Source organism: Phytohabitans flavus, assembly GCF_011764545.1.
Taxonomy (GTDB): Bacteria; Actinomycetota; Actinomycetes; order Mycobacteriales; family Micromonosporaceae; genus Phytohabitans; species Phytohabitans flavus.
On the sequence record NZ_AP022870.1, the window covers coordinates 8,522,914 to 8,539,604 of the forward strand.

14 protein-coding genes and 1 pseudogene are annotated in these 16,691 nt (G+C 71.7%); 9 read left to right on the forward strand and 6 right to left on the reverse strand.

Going from position 1 to position 16,691, the window contains the following annotated elements:
- Positions 1-23 precede the first annotated feature (23 nt).
- Together Pflav_RS37890 and Pflav_RS37895 are read left to right on the forward strand one after the other, a co-directional pair.
- On the forward strand, positions 24-680 hold the full coding sequence (locus tag Pflav_RS37890; protein ID WP_173041421.1) for a response regulator transcription factor: 657 nt from the start codon (positions 24-26) through the stop codon (positions 678-680).
- Positions 677-1,870, forward strand: a complete 1,194-nt coding sequence (locus Pflav_RS37895; protein WP_173041422.1) for a sensor histidine kinase — start codon at positions 677-679, stop codon at positions 1,868-1,870. The genes Pflav_RS37890 and Pflav_RS37895 overlap by 4 nt, the downstream gene beginning before the upstream one ends.
- Here Pflav_RS37895 and mptB read toward each other — a convergent pair.
- Both mptB and Pflav_RS46730 read right to left on the reverse strand, forming a co-directional pair.
- Positions 1,854-3,308, reverse strand: a complete 1,455-nt coding sequence (mptB, locus tag Pflav_RS37900) for a polyprenol phosphomannose-dependent alpha 1,6 mannosyltransferase MptB (RefSeq protein ID WP_232072372.1) — start codon at positions 3,306-3,308, stop codon at positions 1,854-1,856. The genes Pflav_RS37895 and mptB overlap by 17 nt on opposite strands.
- Entirely contained in the window at positions 3,293-3,742 is a 450-nt protein-coding gene (locus Pflav_RS46730) for a hypothetical protein (RefSeq protein WP_232072374.1), read from the reverse strand. The genes mptB and Pflav_RS46730 overlap by 16 nt, the downstream gene beginning before the upstream one ends.
- A 68-nt stretch (positions 3,743-3,810) precedes the next feature.
- Here Pflav_RS46730 and Pflav_RS37905 point away from each other — a divergent pair, with 68 nt between their 5' ends.
- Both Pflav_RS37905 and Pflav_RS37910 read left to right on the forward strand, forming a co-directional pair.
- Entirely contained in the window at positions 3,811-4,140 is a 330-nt protein-coding gene (locus tag Pflav_RS37905) for a GNAT family N-acetyltransferase (RefSeq protein ID WP_173041424.1), read from the forward strand.
- A gap of 137 nt (positions 4,141-4,277) precedes the next feature.
- Entirely contained in the window at positions 4,278-7,535 is a 3,258-nt protein-coding gene (locus tag Pflav_RS37910; protein WP_377310354.1) for a S8 family serine peptidase, read from the forward strand.
- 332 nt (positions 7,536-7,867) lie between these two features.
- On the opposite strand, the gene Pflav_RS37915 is transcribed toward Pflav_RS37910, so the two are convergent.
- A complete protein-coding gene (locus Pflav_RS37915; RefSeq protein WP_173041425.1) occupies positions 7,868-8,635 on the reverse strand; it encodes a polyprenol monophosphomannose synthase in 768 nt (255 codons plus the stop codon).
- A gap of 74 nt (positions 8,636-8,709) precedes the next feature.
- Between Pflav_RS37915 and Pflav_RS37920 the strand changes: the two are divergent.
- Positions 8,710-9,539: pseudogene (locus Pflav_RS37920) on the forward strand (phosphoribosylaminoimidazolesuccinocarboxamide synthase).
- Here the strand turns inward: Pflav_RS37920 and Pflav_RS37925 are convergent.
- Positions 9,509-10,126 (reverse strand): TetR/AcrR family transcriptional regulator, encoded by a 618-nt coding sequence (locus Pflav_RS37925; protein ID WP_173041426.1) that lies wholly within the window; start codon positions 10,124-10,126, stop codon positions 9,509-9,511. The pseudogene Pflav_RS37920 and the gene Pflav_RS37925 sit on opposite strands and share 31 nt — an antisense overlap.
- Positions 10,127-10,211: 85 nt before the next feature.
- Here Pflav_RS37925 and Pflav_RS37930 point away from each other — a divergent pair, with 85 nt between their 5' ends.
- Entirely contained in the window at positions 10,212-11,786 is a 1,575-nt protein-coding gene (locus Pflav_RS37930) for an MFS transporter (protein ID WP_232072375.1), read from the forward strand.
- Positions 11,787-11,796: 10 nt separating this feature from the next.
- On the opposite strand, the gene Pflav_RS37935 is transcribed toward Pflav_RS37930, so the two are convergent.
- Positions 11,797-13,011: a glycoside hydrolase family 16 protein gene (locus tag Pflav_RS37935; RefSeq protein WP_173041428.1), complete on the reverse strand. Its 1,215-nt coding sequence runs from the start codon at positions 13,009-13,011 to the stop codon at positions 11,797-11,799.
- Positions 13,012-13,169: 158 nt separating this feature from the next.
- Positions 13,170-13,577, reverse strand: a complete 408-nt coding sequence (locus tag Pflav_RS37940) for an ATP-binding protein (protein ID WP_173042863.1) — start codon at positions 13,575-13,577, stop codon at positions 13,170-13,172.
- Positions 13,578-13,740: 163 nt separating this feature from the next.
- Between Pflav_RS37940 and Pflav_RS37945 the strand changes: the two genes are divergently transcribed.
- The 3 genes from Pflav_RS37945 to Pflav_RS37955 are packed head-to-tail and all read left to right on the forward strand — an operon-like array spanning position 13,741 to position 16,668.
- The gene (locus Pflav_RS37945) at positions 13,741-14,886 is read left to right on the forward strand and encodes a PP2C family protein-serine/threonine phosphatase (protein ID WP_173041429.1); all 1,146 of its coding nucleotides are present in this window, start codon (positions 13,741-13,743) and stop codon (positions 14,884-14,886) included.
- Positions 14,879-16,006 carry a MacS family sensor histidine kinase gene (macS, locus tag Pflav_RS37950; protein WP_173041430.1) on the forward strand — a complete coding sequence of 376 codons (1,128 nt, stop codon included), beginning with the start codon at positions 14,879-14,881 and terminating at the stop codon, positions 16,004-16,006. The genes Pflav_RS37945 and macS overlap by 8 nt, the downstream gene beginning before the upstream one ends.
- A gap of 20 nt (positions 16,007-16,026) precedes the next feature.
- A complete protein-coding gene (locus Pflav_RS37955; protein ID WP_173042864.1) occupies positions 16,027-16,668 on the forward strand; it encodes a response regulator in 642 nt (213 codons plus the stop codon).
- Positions 16,669-16,691 lie beyond the last annotated feature (23 nt).

Sequence of the window (16,691 nt, forward strand, 5' to 3'; positions counted from 1 at the left end):
CACCGTGGGTCACCATTGGGGGTATGCGGATCCTGGTGGTCGAGGACGAGCCGCTGCTCGCCGGCGCGGTCGCCGAGTGGCTGCGCGGCGACGCGCACGCTGTCGACGTCGTGCACGACGGCGGCGCCGCGCTCGAACGGATCGATGTCAACGACTACGACGTGGTGGTGCTCGACCGTGACCTGCCGGTCGTACACGGCGACGACGTGTGCCGCGCGGTCGTGGCCGGCGACTCCCCGGTGCGGGTACTGATGCTCACCGCCTCCGCCGGGATCGACGACCGGGTGGCCGGGCTGAGCCTCGGCGCCGACGACTACCTGCCCAAGCCCTTCGCCTTTCCGGAGCTCGCCGCCCGCGTCGTGGCGCTCGGCCGCCGCTCCCGTCCGGCCGCGCCGCCGGTGCTCCAGCGCGCCGGGATCCGGCTCGACCTGCACCGCCGCGAGGTGTACCGGAACGGGCGGTACGTCCCGCTGTCCCGCAAGGAGTTCGCGGTGCTGGCCGAGCTGCTCCGGGCCGAGGGCGCCGCGGTCTCCGCCGAGCTGCTGCTGGAGAAGGCGTGGGACGAGCACGCGGACCCGTTCACCCACGCGGTGCGGATGACGATCCTGAAGCTGCGCCGCAAGCTCGGCGACCCGCCCGTCGTGCTCACCGACCCGGGAGTGGGGTACCGGATCCCATGAAGCGCGCCGCTCCCGGCTGGTCCCGCCTGACCATCCGCGCCCGCCTGACGCTCGTCTACGGCGGGCTCTTCCTGGTCGCCGGCGTGCTGCTGCTCGGCGTGACGTACGCGCTCATCGCCCAGCGGATGCCAGACCCCGACCAGCGGATCGTCACGCGCCAGGGAACATCCCAGCTCCCTCCGGGGCAGGAGATGCCGCAGGGGACTGGTGGCACGTTCGAGTCGAAGGTCGTACAGAACACCTGGGACGACGCGCTCGACGCGCTGCTCACCCAGGGTGGGATCGCGCTGGTGCTGGCCGGCGCGGCGGCGACCGCGTTCGGCTGGATCATCGCCGGGCGGCTGCTCCAGCCACTACAGCGGATGACCGAGACGGCCGCCCGGATCGCCGACGCCCCGGCCGCCGACCGCGGGCTGCACGAGCGGATCGCCTTGGACGGGCCGCACGACGAGGTGAAGAAGCTGGCGGACACGTTCGACGTGATGCTGGAGCGGCTCGACAGGTCGTTCGACGGCCAGCGGCGGTTCGTGGCCAACGCGTCGCACGAGCTGCGTACCCCGCTGACGATCAACCGGGCGCTGCTGGAGGTGGCCGTACACCGGCGGACCGCCTCGCTGGAGGTGCGGCAGCTCGGCGAGACCCTGCTGGAGATCAACGGGCGCCACGAGCGGCTGCTGGACGGCCTGCTGGTACTGGCCCGCTCCGAGCGCGAGGTGACCGAGCGCTCCTACGTGGATCTCGCGGACATCGTGGAGCACGTGGCGGAGCAGGCCAAACAGGGGGCGGCCTCGATCCTCACCGAGGCCGGTACGGCGCCCACGACCGGCAATCCGGTGCTGCTGGAGCGGCTGGTGCAGAACCTCGTCGAGAACGGTGTGCGCTACAACGTGCCGGCGGACGGCTGGGTCGGCGTCACCAGCGACACGCAGCCGGACGGCTCGGTCGTGCTTGTGGTCACCAACACCGGGCCGGTCGTGCCGCCGTACGAGGTACCCCGCCTCTTCGAGCCGTTCCACCGGCTGGAGGGCGACCGGATCGGCGCGGCCGCACCCGGCGCCGGCCTCGGCCTGTCCATCGTGCGCGCGGTGGCCCGGGCGCACGGCGGCGAGGCGACCGCGCGGCCACGGGATGGCGGCGGGCTTGTGGTGACGGTGACGCTCCCGGGCACCTCGGCTATCGCACTGGAATGAGCCGCCGCAGCAGCCGCCCGGCCGGCTCACGGGTGCGGGGCAGCCAGATCCAGGCCACCGCGACGACAAGCGCCAGGTCCAGGAACGCACCGGGCAGCTTCGTGAGCGTGGCCACGCCGAGCCCGTTCGGCAGGATGAGAAAGGTGAGCGCGCCAGTGGTGATCGCGAGCCAGCGCCGCGCCGGGGCCTCGGCCGCGGCGGCGAGCACGGCCAGCGCGGTCAGTGCGTACCAGGGGTAGAAGACAGGGGAGAGCAGCGCGAGTGCGGCGAGCGCGGCACCGCAGCGAAGCACGACCGCGCGGGTATCGACGCGTCGCCGCCAGGCGCTGGCAGCCAGCCCGAGCAGGACGAGTGCGAGGAGCGCGAGGCCGGCCACGCGGGCGACGAGCACCGCGTCGTCCGCACCCGCCCCGGCGCCGAAGCCGCGCAGCACGTACCCCACGCTCATCCCGACCCCGGTGGGCAGGGACGTCCACTGTGTCTGGTCGGTGGTGCCGGATACCGCCGCGACCCAGCCGAAGCCGAGCCCGGCCGCCAGCGACGTGGCGGCGAAGGCGCTACCGGCCGCCCCAGCGAGCAGCCAGCGCCGGGCGGCGCCGGCCACCAGCAGCACCGCGAACGGCAGCGCCACCACCGCGGTCACCTTGACCGCGACCGCCAGCCCGAGCAGGAGGCCGGCGCCTAGGGCCTGTATCCAGGAGACAGGCCCTAAGGGTCTGCGGGTGGTCGCGGCGGCCAGCCCGGCAACCACGAGGCCGGCGACGAGCGCGTCGTGGTGCGCGCCGGCGATCGCGTGTACGGCCACGAGCGGCGTGCACACCCCGAGCCAGGTGGCGCGGGTCGGCTCCACGCCGCAGGCGCGGGCGAGGCGGGGCAGCGCGACCGCGGCGAGCACCACCCCGGCGACCGCGACGAGCCGCAGCGCGCCGACCGACACGAGCAGGCCGCCGCCCAGCCAGGCGGCGGCCGCGGCGAGGGCGATCGCCACCGGACCGTACGGCGCGGTCGCGTCCTGCCAGACCGGCGCCACCGCGTCCACCCACGGGCATCCGCCGGCCGCGGGACTCAGGCTGTACGGGTCGGCGCCGTTCGCGAAGAGCCAGCCCTGGCAGGCGTACGAGTAGACGTCGCGGCTGCCCAGCGGCGCCGCTACGACCAGGGGAAGCGCCCAGAGGACGCCGGTGACCGCCAGCGCGGGGGCGCCGACAGTGCCGGCCCGGACCATCGCACCGAGCCGCCACCAGGCCACGACAAGCCCGACCAGCCCCAGCACACAGGCGGCCAACCCGATCTGGAACGACACCGGGGTGGCGTCGAGACCCAGCCGGCGCAGGTCGGCACCCGGGTCACCGCCGGGGAGCGCGCCCGCCGCGTACGAGCCCACGGCGAGCAGGACCGCGGCGGCGAACCCGGCCCAGCGGATCACCGCGCCCGCCACACCGCGAGGACCTCGTCCCGGTGCTCGCCGGTCGGGCGGCTGTCCTGGATCTCGTGCCACCGCATGACCAGCCGCACCTCGACAACCCGGGGCGCGCCGGGGTGGCGCCGCGCGTACGCGTCGGCGATCTCGGCGAGCAGGGCCGGCTGGGCCACGTACTGATCCTGCTTGGCCTCCACCTCGGCCCGGCGGATGCCGGTCTCGTTCTGCCCGAGGGGCGTCGCCGCGCCGGTGGCGAGCGTGCCCTCGACGCGCGGGTCGGGAGCGTCCTCGTCCGGCGGGTTCACCCCCGCGTACATCCGGAACGGCGCGAACGGGAAGTCGTCGTCCGAACCCCAGAACGTGCCCCCGACCAGCAGCGCCAGCCCGACGACGGTGGCCAGGACGCGCGCCGCGACACCGGCGCGCGACAAGCTCGCCGGTCGCGGATCCATGGGTTACAGCATGCCTCGCCAGGTGGCGCCCGGCGGGGCGCCCCGTCGACTTGGGGGACAATCGACGCATGGGTGACGCCGTAGTGGTGGTGGAGGACCGTCCAGCCAGCCGGTTCGAGTTGCTGGTGGACGGGGAGGCGGCGGGTTTCGCGTCGTACCGGCGAAACAAGTCCGCGATCTCCTTCCTGCACACAGAGGTCGACGAGCGGTTCGAGGGGCGCGGGTTCGGCTCGGTGCTCGTGCGCGGCGCGCTCGACGCGGCCCGTGCGGAGGGGGCGGCGGTGCTGCCGTTCTGCCCGTTCGTGCGGCGCTACATCTCCCGGCACCACGAGTACCTGGATCTGGTGCCGGTCGACCAGCGGGCCCGCTTCGAGCTGCCTGAAGGCAACTTAACGTGATTGTCTAATTTGTACTGAGTAACGTCACGAGAAGGTCACAACCGTTCATGGGGCAGTGACACCCATTGTCGGGAAGCGAAGGATCTCGCCTGTCGCGCCCTGCACAACAGGGCACCTGCACTCCGGAGGAACGGTACGTGAGAAAACTCCCCAAGTGGGGGCGGCGTAGCGCTGCCCTGCTGCTCGCCTCAGGCGTAGCGGCAGGCATGACGCTCGCGGGTCTTCCCTCACCCGCCAGCGCCGACCCGACGGACTCGCCTGAAATCATCAAGAGCGCACCAGCGGACACCCTCGACGCCCACGACGCCGACCTGCTCGCCCAGGCCAAGGCGAAGGGCGAGCAGCACGTCATGCTCATCGTCGCGACGGACGACGGCGACGCCAAGGATGTCGCGACCGAGATCACGAAGCTGGGCGGCAGCGTCGCCAAGCAGTACGACTCGATCGGCTACGTCCGCGCCCGCGTCCCCACCGGATCCGTGGAGAAGGCCGCGAAGCTGCCGGGTGTCACCGCCATCGACCTGAACGAGTCGATCCCGCTGCCCGACCCGACCCCCGACCACAAGGCCGCCGGTAACGGCGGCAAGGCGCAGACCGTCGCCGGCCCTGGCGCGGACACGCCGGCCGCGAACCCCTTCATGCCGACGCACGAGACGGGTGCCGTCAAGTTCAAGGAGCAGCACCCGACCTGGGACGGGCGCGGCGTGACGATCGGCATCCTCGACGCCGGTGTAGACCTCGACAACCCCGCCCTCCAGACCACGACCACGGGTGAGCGGAAGGTCGTCGACTGGTTCACCGCGACCGACCCCATCTTCGACCCGGACGGCACCTGGCGGGCCATGCTCACCACCGTGACCGGGCCGAGCTTCACGTTCGCTGGCGCCACCTGGACCGCGCCGGCTGGTTCCTACAAGATCAACCGGTTCAACGAGGCGATCACCGCTGGCGGCGACCCCGCAGGTGACGTCAACCGCGACGGCGACACCGCTGACCTGTTCGGTGTGCTGTACGACCCGGTGAGCCACGACATCCGTGTCGACACCAACCAGAACCTCAACTTCACCGACGACGCTGTCATGCGGCCGTACGCGGAGAAGTTCGACGTCGGCCACTTCGGTACGGACAACCCGGCCACCGCGGTGCGCGACCAGATGCCGTTCGTGGTCGAGTACCGCGAGGATGTCGACACCACCCCGGCCGGCCTGCCGGGCGTCGCCGACTTCGTCAACATCGGCATCATCGAGAGCAACCACGGCTCGCACGTCGCCGGCATCACCGCCGCCAACGACATGCTCGGCAACTCGGTCTTCGACGGCGCTGCCCCGGGCGCGAAGCTCGTCTCCGGCCGGGCCTGCAACTGGACCGGTGGCTGCACCGCCGCCGCGCTCCTGGACGGCATGGCCGACATGGTCATCAACCGCGGCGTCGACGTGGTCAACATGTCGATCGGCGGCCTGCCCGCGTTCAACGACGGCGGCAACGCCCGCGCCCAGCTCTACAACCGCCTGATCAACGACTACGGCGTCCAGCTGGTCATCTCGGCCGGCAACGACGGCCCGGGCGTCAACTCGGTCGGCGACCCCTCGGTGGCCACCGACGTGATCAGCGTGGCGGCCAGCGTCAGCAAGGACACCTGGCTGGCCAACTACGGTTCGGCCGTGCGGGTCAAGAACGCGCTGTTCAACTTCTCCTCGCGCGGTCCCCGTGAGGACGGCGGGTTCAAGCCGAACATCACCGCGCCGGGTGCGGCCATCTCGACCGGGCCGCTGTGGCAGCCGGGCGGGCCGGTGGCCGAGGCGGGCTACCCGCTGCCGCCGGGCCTCCTGATGACCAACGGCACCTCGATGGCGTCGCCGCAGACGGCGGGTGCGGTCGCGCTGCTGCTGTCGGCCGCCAAGGCGACCGACCGGGGCGTCAGCCCGGCCGCCCTGCGCCGGGCGCTCTACAGCTCGGCCAAGTGGATCGACGGCGTGCCGGCGTACGGCCAGGGCAGCGGCATGGTCAACGTGCCGGGCGCCTGGCAGCTGATCCGTGGCGGCATCGAGACCCGCACGTACACCTCGTCGGCGCCGGTCTGCACCGAGCTGTCGGACTTCCTCACCCCGCCCGACCAGGGCACCGGCCTCTACAACCGGTGCGGCTCGGCGAGCGGCGGCCACAAGGCGGGGCAGTCCAAGTCGTACACGGTCAAGCTGACCCGTACGAGCGGCCCGGCCAAGAACATCCGGCACGAGCTGAACTGGCTCGGCAACGACGGCACGTTCTCGGCACCGCGGAACGTGGTGCTGCCGCTGAACCAGACCGTCAGCATCACCGTCAAGGCGAAGCCGTCCATCGGCGCGCACGGCGCGATCCTCCAGGTCGACGACCCGGCGACGTCCGTTGTGGACTACGAGGTGCTGAACACGGTTGTCGCGTCGAACGACGTGAAGCAGCCGAACTACTCGTTCAGCGCCGCAGGCGAGGTGGACCGCAACTCGTCCAAGTCCTACTTCGTCACGGTGCCGGCGGGTGCCGCCGCGTTGCAGGTGAACCTCTCCGGCATCGCGACCGGCTCGCAGACCCGGTTCATCACGTTCAACCCGCACGGTGTGCGGCAGGAGGACAACAGCAGCCCGTTCTGCTACACGAACTTCTCCGACCCGGCCGTCTGCAAGCCGCAGGAGCGGTCGTACGAGAACCCGGTCCCGGGCGTGTGGGAGATCGAGGTCGAGTCCCGGCGTACCTCGCCGACGCTCAACAACCCGTACTCGCTCACGGCGCGGGTCCAGGGCGTCAAGGTCGAGCCGCAGGTGATCGAGCTGCCGAGCGTCGTTGCTGGCCAGGCCAACCCGGTCAGCTGGACGGTGACCAACCAGTTCGGCCCGATCAACGTGACCGCCCAGGGCGGCTCGCTCGGCAGCGCCTCGGTACAGCGTCCGACCATCGCCGACGGCGAGGTCCAGACGTTCGACGTGGAGGTGCCGGCGGGCGCGACCCGGCTGGAGGCGAAGATCGGCAACCCGAGCGACCCGGGTGCGGACCTCGACCTGTTCGTGATCCGCAACGGGGCGATCGTGGCCTTCGCCGCCGACGGTGACTCCGAGGAGGCGGTGTCGATCGCCAACCCGGCGCCCGGCACGTACACGATCGAGATCGACGGGTTCGCCGTTCCGGCCGGCTCGACGGCGTACGACTACCGCGACGTGTTCTTCGCGGCGTCGCTCGGCACCATCGCGGTGCCGTCGACGGTCGGACCGCTGGCGAGCGGCGCGTCGATCACGGTCAGCGGCACGGTGACCGCGAACTCGGTGCCGACCGGCGGGCGCAGCCTCTTCGGCGAGGCGGTCCTGTCGACCGACGAAGGTGCCGTGGTGGGCCGCGCCGGCGTGGCGATCGGCTCGGTCAGCTGAGTCACATCAAGTAGGTGAATCGGGGCGTCCTCACAATGAGGGCGCCCCGATCACGTAGCGTTTGCCCCGACAAGGGACCATGGGGCTATGTCGTTATTGACTCGATGGTGGGCGCGCGCCACGGCCGTGCTCATCGGCACTATGGTCGCCGTGCTCGTACCGGCAGCGGCGTGGGCGGCCGACAACGAGGTTGTCCTGGAGGTGGCCCGGCGCCGGCCCCGCTTGGGCGGCTTCGGCCTCTTCGCTGGTCTCTGCTGCCTGATCGTGGTGGCGATCGTGGTGATCAGCCTGCTGGTGCTGACCCGGGACGCCGCGACAAGGGCCGCTGAGGCTCACGCGCCCCTCGAGCGGTGCTTCCAGCGCAGTCGGAACGGCATGACCGCGCTTTCGACCTTCGTCCGCGTGGTCATCTTGGAGGCACCGCTGGTGCGCTCCTCGAACCGGATCGGCACCTCGATGATCGTGTGTCCGAGCTGCGTGGCCAGGTAATGCATCTCCACCTGGAAGCTGTACCCATTCGACTGGACCCGGTCGAGGCCGATGTCGCGCAGCACGTCGGCCTGCCACACCTTGAAGCCGGCCGTGAGGTCCCGGATCCGCACGTTGAGCAGGGTGTGCACGTAGAAGTTGGCCCAGCCGCTGAGCGCGCGGCGGTAGAAGGGCCAGTTTTCGTCGAGCTGGCCGCCCGGCACGTACCGCGAGCCGATCACCACGCCGGCCCGGGTGGACAGCAGCGTGCCCAAGAGGCCGGGCAGCGCCTCCGGCGGGTGGGACAGGTCGGCGTCCATCTGCGCCACGTAGTCAGCGCCGGCGTCGAGTGCCCTGCTCATGCCGTCCACATACGCCCGTCCGAGGCCCTCCTTGCCCGCCCGGTGCACCACCGTGACCCGCCCGGGGTTCTCCGCCGCGAGCTTGTCGGCGACCTCGCCCGTGCCGTCGGGCGAGTTGTCGTCGGCGATGAGCACGTGCAGACTCGGCATGGGCAGCGCGAGGAGCCGCTCGACGAGCGACACCACGTTGTCCACTTCGTTATACGTCGGCACGACGACGGTCAACCGGGCCTCCCGCCAGGGCGAGGGCAACTCGACAGGATTTGTCACCGCGTAAGGGTATCGCTGCCCGCCAGAACGTGCCCGCCGCCTATGCAGGCCGTACTCGCGGCTACGGTGACCGGGTGGAGCTCCTGCATTCCGGCAAGGTCCGCGACGTGTACGCGGACGGCGACGATCTGATCCTCGTCGCTTCAGATCGCGTGTCCGTTTACGACGTCGTGCTGCCCACTCCGATCCCCGACAAGGGCGCGGTACTGACCCGCTTGTCGCTGTGGTGGTTCGAGCAGCTCGCCGATCTTGTGCCGCATCACGTGATCTCGGCGACCGACGTGCCGCCGGAGTTCGCCGGGCGGGCGATCCGGTGCCGCCGGCTGCGGATGGTGCAGGTCGAGTGCATCGCGCGGGGCTACCTCACCGGCCTGGGGCTAAAGGAGTACGAGAAGTCCGGCGCGGTCTCCGGCGTACCGCTGCCGGCCGGGCTTGTCGAGGCCGACCGGCTGCCGGAGCCGATCTTCACGCCGACCACGAAGGCGCCGATGGGCGAACACGACGAGTTCATCACGTACGACGACGTGGCCGCCGAGGTTGGCGCCGAGACCGCCGAGGAGCTGCGCCGGATCACCCTCGCGGTGTACAAGCGGGGCGCCGAGATCGCGGCCGACCGGGGATCGTGATCGCGGATACCAAGCTGGAGCTGGGCTGGGCGCCGGACGGCACGCTGGTGCTCGGCGACGAGGTACTTACGCCGGACTCGTCCCGGTTCTGGCCGGCCGACTCGTGGCAGCCGGGGCGGGCGCAGTTTTCGTTCGACAAGCAGTTCGTCCGTGACTGGGCGGCCGGCACCGGCTGGGACAAGCGGCCCCCGGCCCCGGAGGTGCCGGCCGAGGTGGTGGCGGCTACCCGGGCCCGGTACATCGAGGTCTACGAGCGGCTGACCGGGCTTTCCTGGTAGACCCACCGGTCCCGGACGCTCGACCAGTCCGGCGCCGGGCCGGGGAGGATACCGGCGCCGGGTGCGCGCAGCCCGTCCAGCACGAGCGCCAGCCAGCGGTGCCGGTACGGCCCAGCCGGCAGTGCGCTCATCTCGCTGATGGTGAGGACGATGTCGGCGCTCGTCACGTCGGCGCGCAGGGTGCCCTCGGCCTTGGCCCGGCCGGTGATCTCGTCGATCACCTTCTGCCCCCGCTCGGCCAGCGCGAACATCTCCGCCGTCGCCGGGAACATGCCGGCCAGCCGGGCCAGCGAGCCCACCCGTAGGTCGACGCAGCGCCGCATGTAGCGGGTCAGCGCCGACCAGCCGTCCGGCTCCTCGGCGAGCGCGCGGTCGGCCTCGGCCATCGACCGTTCCATCGAGGTCGTGCAGACAGCCCGCATCAGGTCGACCTTGCTCGGGTAGCGCCGGTAGAGCGAGCCCATGCCCACGCCCGCCCGGGCCGCGATCGCGGACATCGGCGCGTCCGCCCCGACGTCGGCGAAGACGTCGCGGGCGGCGAGGAAGACGGCTTCGTCGTTACGGTCGGCCTCCGCGCGGCGGCTCATGTGACACACCTTACTCGTGACCGGAACGGATCGCTCCGTTAGCGTAGCGGAACAGAACGCTCCGCTCCGCTTGGGGGTTGCCACCGTGAAGCTTCTGGTCACCTGCGCGGCACAGTTCCTGGTCGTCCTCGACGTCTCGATCGTCAACGTCGCCCTGCCGGCGATGCGTGACGACCTGGGCTTCGGTCCCAGCGGCCTGGAGTGGGTGGTGAATGCGTACGCGCTGGCGTTCGCCGGCTTCCTCCTGCTCGGCGGCCGGGTGGCCGACCTCTTCGGCCGCCGCCGCGCGCTGATCGCCGGCCTGGCGCTCTTCGCCGGCGCAAGCCTGGCCGGCGGCCTCGCGACCGCGCCCTGGGCGCTGGTGGCCGCGCGGTCGGTGCAGGGGCTCGGCGGCGCGCTGCTGATGCCGGCCACGCTCGCGATCCTGACGGCGACGTACGCGGAGGGGCCCGCACGCGCCCGCGCGGTGGCGATCTGGAGCGCGGTCGGCGCGGCCGGTGGCGCCGCCGGCTCGGTCTTCGGCGGGCTCCTGACCGACCTGCTCTCCTGGCGCTGGACGCTGCTGATCAACGTGCCGATCGGCGCCGCCGTGATCGTCGCCGCGCTGCTCGTGCTCGACCCCGGCCGGGATGGCGGCGGGCGGCGCCTGGACGTGCTCGGCGCGGTGACCGCCACCGCCGGCCTGACCTCGCTCGCGTACGGCGTGACCCAGACCCGTGAGCACGGCTGGGGTTCGGTGCCGACGCTGGTACCGGTGGCCGCAGGAGTGCTTCTGCTGGTGGTCTTCGTGGCCGTACAGCGCTGGGTGGCCCGCGAGCCGCTGATGCCGCTGCGGCTCTTCCGCTCGCGCTCCGTCTCCGGCGCCAACGTGGTGATCCTGCTGACCGGCGGCGCGGGCTTCGCGATGTGGTACTTCGTCTCGCTGTACCTCCAGAACGTGCGCGGTTACGGCGCGCTGGAGGCCGGGCTGGCGTTCCTGCCGCACACGCTGGCGATCATCGCGGCGGCTCGGGCGGCGCCGCGGGTGATGGCCCGGCTCGGGATCCGCTCGACGGTGGTGCTCGGCTCCCTGGTGGCCGCGGCCGGCTTCTTCTGGCAGTCCCGGCTCACCGTGGACAGTGGACTCGTCACCGGCATCCTGCTGCCCGGCATGGTAATGACGGCAGGTATCGGGTTGACCTTTACGCCGCTGGCGGCCGCGGCCACGACCGGCGCGGCGCGCGGCGACAGCGGCCTCGTCTCCGGGCTGTTGAATTCCTCGCGCCAGATCGGCGGGTCGGTCGGGCTGGCGGCGCTGGCGACCATCGCGGCCGCGCATACCCAAGATCTCGGCACCTCCGGCGCGGACGTCACTGCCGGTTACGGCCGAGCGTTCCTGATCGGGTCGATCCTGCTCCTGGTGGCAGCCGCGGCGACCGTGCTACTTCCCCCGCCACCCCGCACGCCGCCGAAGGCTCCCGCCCCAGGGCGGGCCTCCTGGATCATCGGCGGGCTGCGGCGGGCCCAGACGGCGACCGGCGGCACCGGACGAAAGGCCACATACAACACCGGTATGCGACCTTCCGCCCGGCACCCCCGGACGCCGCCTGGACCTCGCCTCGCTCCACCGAGATCCAGGAGGCCCGCCCTGGCCGAAACGGCGCGGGCGGGAGCCGCCTGAGCGAGAGTTCTCAGGCGCGGCGCCACTTTTGGGCGGCGGTGCCGTTGCAGGTCCAGATCTGGAGCCGGGTGCCATCGGCCGAACTGGCCCCGCGGGCGTCGAGACACTTGTTGGACGCGACATTGACGATGTCGCCTGCGGCCTCGACCCGCCACTGTTGGGCGCCGGTGCCGTTGCAGTCATACATCTGCACGGGCGTGCCGTCCGCGGTGCCGGCGGCGGTGACGTCCATGCACTTGCCGAGCGCGCGGAGCGAGGAGTTGGCGCCGTTGGTCCAGCTCTGCGCGGCGGTGCCGTTGCACGTGTAAAGCTGCACGGCGGCGCCGTTGGCGCTGCTCGCGCCGGCCACGTCGGCGCACTTGTTGCCAAGCCCGACGATCGTGTTGCCGCCGGGCTGTGGGTTGCCGCCGCCGGTGTTCCAGGCCCACGCCCGCACGTAGTCGACCGTCAGCGTCTGCGGGAACGTCGTGCTGCCGTCCGGGTAGCCCGGCCAGTAGCCGCCGACCGCGAGGTTGAGGATCAGGAAGAACGGGTGGTTGAAGACCCACTGGTTGCCGTTGAGCGAGGCCGGCGTGATCCGGAAGTACTGGTTGCCGTCCACGTACCAGGTGATCGAGTCGGGCGCCCAGTCGATGGTGAACGTGTGGAACGCGTCGGCGAAGCGGGGTCCGCTGTAGCCGCCGCCGATACCGCCGGCGCCCGAGTAACCCGGCCCGTGCACCGTGCCGTGCACGGTGTTTGGCTCACGGCCGATGTTCTCCATGATGTCGATCTCGCCGCTGGTGGGCCAGTTGACCGGGGTCCCGAGCATCCAGAACGCCGGCCAGATGCCCTGCCCGAAGGGCAGCTTCATGCGTGCCTCGAAGCGCCCGTACGTCTGGGTGAAGGTCCCGGACGTGAGCAGCCGCGCGGACGTGTACTGGCAGGTGCCGTAGTGGCACTGGAAGTTGGAGGGGTTTTCCCGGCGCGCGGTGATGACAAGGTTGCCCGCACCGTCCATGGCCGCGTTGCGCGTGCTGTTCGTGTAGTACTGCTGCTCGTTGTTGCCCCAGCCGCTGCCGCCGATGTCGTAGCGCCACTTGCTCGGGTCCGGTGCGCTGCCGGCCGCACCGTTGAACTCGTCTGACCAGGTCATGGCCCCAGGTGCGGCGATCGCCGGGCTGCTCGTCACCGGCACGAACAGGCCGGCCGCCACGAGCGCCAGGACCAACAGGGCTCTCCGCATAGCTTCACCTTCCTCGACGTAGTTAACAAACCTGTCAGATCGATGAACGTGATGTCAAGAGAGCGTTTTCTGCCAGCACGTTAGTGGCGATACCTGGACGCTTCCGACCACGATTGCGTTACCGCCGCAAAAACATCGGCGGACCCTGGGAGGGTGGGTCAGTGAGCGCTCTCGCCGGCAAGCGCGGCGCTGATCCGGACGGTCGTGCCACCGGGACCGGTGTGCACCTCCATGCGGTCGCTGAGCTTGCCGGCCAGCCACAGCCCCCATCCACCGGGCGTGTCGGCGGCGGGACGGGCACCGCTCGCGAGCCGCGCCTCGTCGAAACCACCACCGTGGTCGGAAACCTCGCAGACGACCTCGTCACCCCGGCGCCACAGCCGCAACCGGCCCTTGCCACCCCCGTGCCGTACCGCGTTGGTGAGCAGCTCGTTTACCGCCAGCACGAAGTCGTCGAGCCGCTGGCCGACCATGCCCGCCTTGCCCACGCACGACGCGACCGCATGGCGCAGCCGGGTGACCTGGCTGCGCTCGAAGGTCTCGGTGAGGAGCGGGACCGTGTCGATGGGCCAACCGTACCGAAACGGTGAGGCTGCTGCCGTCTTGTGGTGCGGTCATCGCCGTGCGTCATCCCTGAGTCGGATTGTTCGCGCGCAAGCTCGCTCACTGTCGCCGGTCACGGACCGTGTATGGGATGGTCAAGGGGTGCCAAAAAGCACCGCGAAGAGTATGGCCGAGATCATCGAGCGGCTCGCGCGCACCGAGAGACTGGGCAACCTGGGCTGGGCGGAGTGGGACCTCACCACCGACACGGTCGAGTGGTCCGACCATCTCTTCGAGATCTTCGAGCGGGACCGGGCGGCCGGTCCCGCCACCCTCTCGCGCGCCCGGGAGTACATCTTTCGGGAGGACCTCGGTCGGGTGGACAAGGCGGTCCAGGCCCTGATCGGCGACGCGCAGCCGATCGACGTCACCTTCCGGATCCACATTCCCACCGGCTTGCGCCACATCCGGGCGATATTCGAGGCCGAGCGGGGACGGGACGGGCGGGCTCGCCTGGTGTACGGGATCATCCAGGACGTCAGCGTCTTCGAGGCGGCCGAGCGCGACCGGGCCCGGCTCGCCGACATCGAGGCCGAGTCGGCCGAGCTCCAGGCCAGCCTCCGGACCGAGCACCGGGTCGTGGCGGCGCTCCAGCAGGTGATCCTGCCGGTGCCGGCCGGTACCGTGTACCGCCCCGGACTGCACGCGGCCGTGCGCTACCAGCCCGCCGAGGAGGTGGCCCGGGTCGGCGGCGACTGGTTCGACCTCGTGCACCTGCCCGGCGACCGTACGCTGCTCGCGGTCGGTGACGTGGCCGGGCACGGTATGCCGGCAGCGGCCACGATGGCTCGGCTGCGGCACGCGCTCTCCGCGCTCGCCGTCACCACCGACGACCCCGCCCAGCTGCTCCGCTACCTGAACCAGATGGTCTGCGACGACCCGGCCGGCCCGACCGCGACCGCCGCGGTGGTCCGCTTCGACCCGGAGACCTCCTCGGTCACCTGGGCGCAGGCCGGCCACCCGCCGCCGGTGCTGCTCACCCGGGCCGGCGCGGCACCGCTCGACCGGCCGGACGGCATGCTTGTCGGCGCCCTGCGCACCTCCGAGTACGCCACGGCGACCACCGAACTCGCCCCCGGCGACACGATGCTGATCTACACGGATGGGCTGATCGAGCGGCGCACGTACGACAGCGACTGGCTCGGCCCGGTGTTGCGCGCGGTCACCGGGGCGGCCGAGCTGCCGCTGGGCGCCCTGCTGGCCCGACTCCAGCCGGCCAGCTCGGACGACGACACGTGCGTACTCGCCCTGCGCGCGGTCGTCGATGGCTGAGCATCCCAACGGCACGTTCCAGGTCCCCCTCTGGCGGGCGATTGCGATCTTCCGGTTCGCCTCGATGGCGTACGTGGTGGCGATGGTCGCGATCAACGTCACCGACTACGCCCACCCGATCGGGGCGATCCCGGCGCTGACCGTGATCGTCGGTTGGTCGGTGGCGGCCACGTACCTCTACGCCCGTCCGGCCTGGCGCGGCTGGCCGCTGCTCGGTACCGACCTGGCCGTCACGCTCGTACTGCTGCTCGCCTCGCCCTGGGTGGTCGGCCGCACCGCGATCGACCACGGCATACCCTCGCTCGCCGTGGCCTGGGAGGCGTGCCCGGTACTGGCCTGGGCGGTCTCCGGGGGCCGCCGCCGGGGCGCGATCGCGGCCGTGGTCGTCGGTGCGGCCGACGTGACGGTACGGCCCAACCTCACCCCCGCCTCGAACACCGGGCTGATGCTCATGCTGCTCGCCGGTGTGGCCGTGGGGCACGTGGCACGGCTCGCGGCCGAGTCCGAGCAGCGACTCCAGCGGGCGGTCGAGCTGGAGGCCGCCACCCGCGAGCGGGAGCGGCTGGCCCGGGGCATCCACGACTCGGTGCTCCAGGTGCTCGCGATGGTGCAGCGGCGCGGCGCGCACCTGGACGGCGAGGCCGCCGAGCTTGCCCGGCTCGCCGGCGAGCAGGAGGCGGCGCTGCGGGCGCTGGTGGGCGGCCGTGCCCCTCGGCAGCGGGCCGGGCCAGAGGTCGACCTTCGCGCGATCCTCGACGGGTACGCCTCGGCGTCGGTGTCGATCGCGGCGCCCGCCACGCCGGTAAAGCTGCCGGCCACCGTCGCGCGGGAGATCGGCGCGGCCGTCGGCGCCGCCCTCGACAACGTCGCCCGCCACGGGGGCAGCGACGTACGCGCGTGGGTGCTGCTGGAGGAGGAGGCCGGCACGGTGACGGTGTCGGTACGCGACGACGGGCCAGGCATCCCGGCGGGGCGGCTCGCCCAGGCCGCGGAGGAGGGCCGGCTCGGCGTCGCGCAGTCGATTCGCGGCCGGATCGCCGACCTGGGCGGCTCGGTGGAGATCATCTCGGCACCTGGGGAAGGCACGGAGGTGGAGCTTCGCCTTAGGGTGACCGAGTGACCGACAGGCCGTTGAAGGTAATGGTGGTGGACGACCATCCAATGTGGCGACAGGGGGTCGCCCGCGACCTGGCCGAGGCGGGATACGACGTGGTCGCCACGACCGGCGAGGGCGCCCAGGCGGTACGGATCGCGCCGGCGGCCAGCCCCGACGTCGTGGTGCTCGACCTCCAGCTGCCCGACATCTCCGGTGTCGAGGTGATCCGTGGGCTGCTCGCCGCGCTCCCCGGCGTACGGGTGCTGATGCTCTCGGCCAGCGGCGAGGAGCAGAGCGTGCTCGACGCGGTGAAGGCGGGCGCGACCGGCTACCTGGTCAAGTCGGCGGGCCCGGAGGAGTTCCTCGAGGCGGTACGCCGTACCGCCGCCGGGGACGCGGTCTTCACACCAGGGCTGGCCGGGCTGGTGCTGGGCGAGTACCGGCGGCTGGCCAAGGGCGGCGACCCGGCGGAGGACGACGCCACGCCCCAGCTGACCGACCGGGAGACCGAGGTGCTGAGGCTTGTGGCGAAAGGCCTGTCGTACAAGCAGATCGCGGCCCGGCTCACGCTCTCGCACCGCACAGTGCAGAACCACGTACAGAACACGCTCGGCAAGCTCCAGCTGCACAACCGGGTGGAGCTGACCCGGTACGCCATCGAGCGGGGACTCGACTCTCCCGACTGAGTGCAACCGCGCCGCCGCGGCAC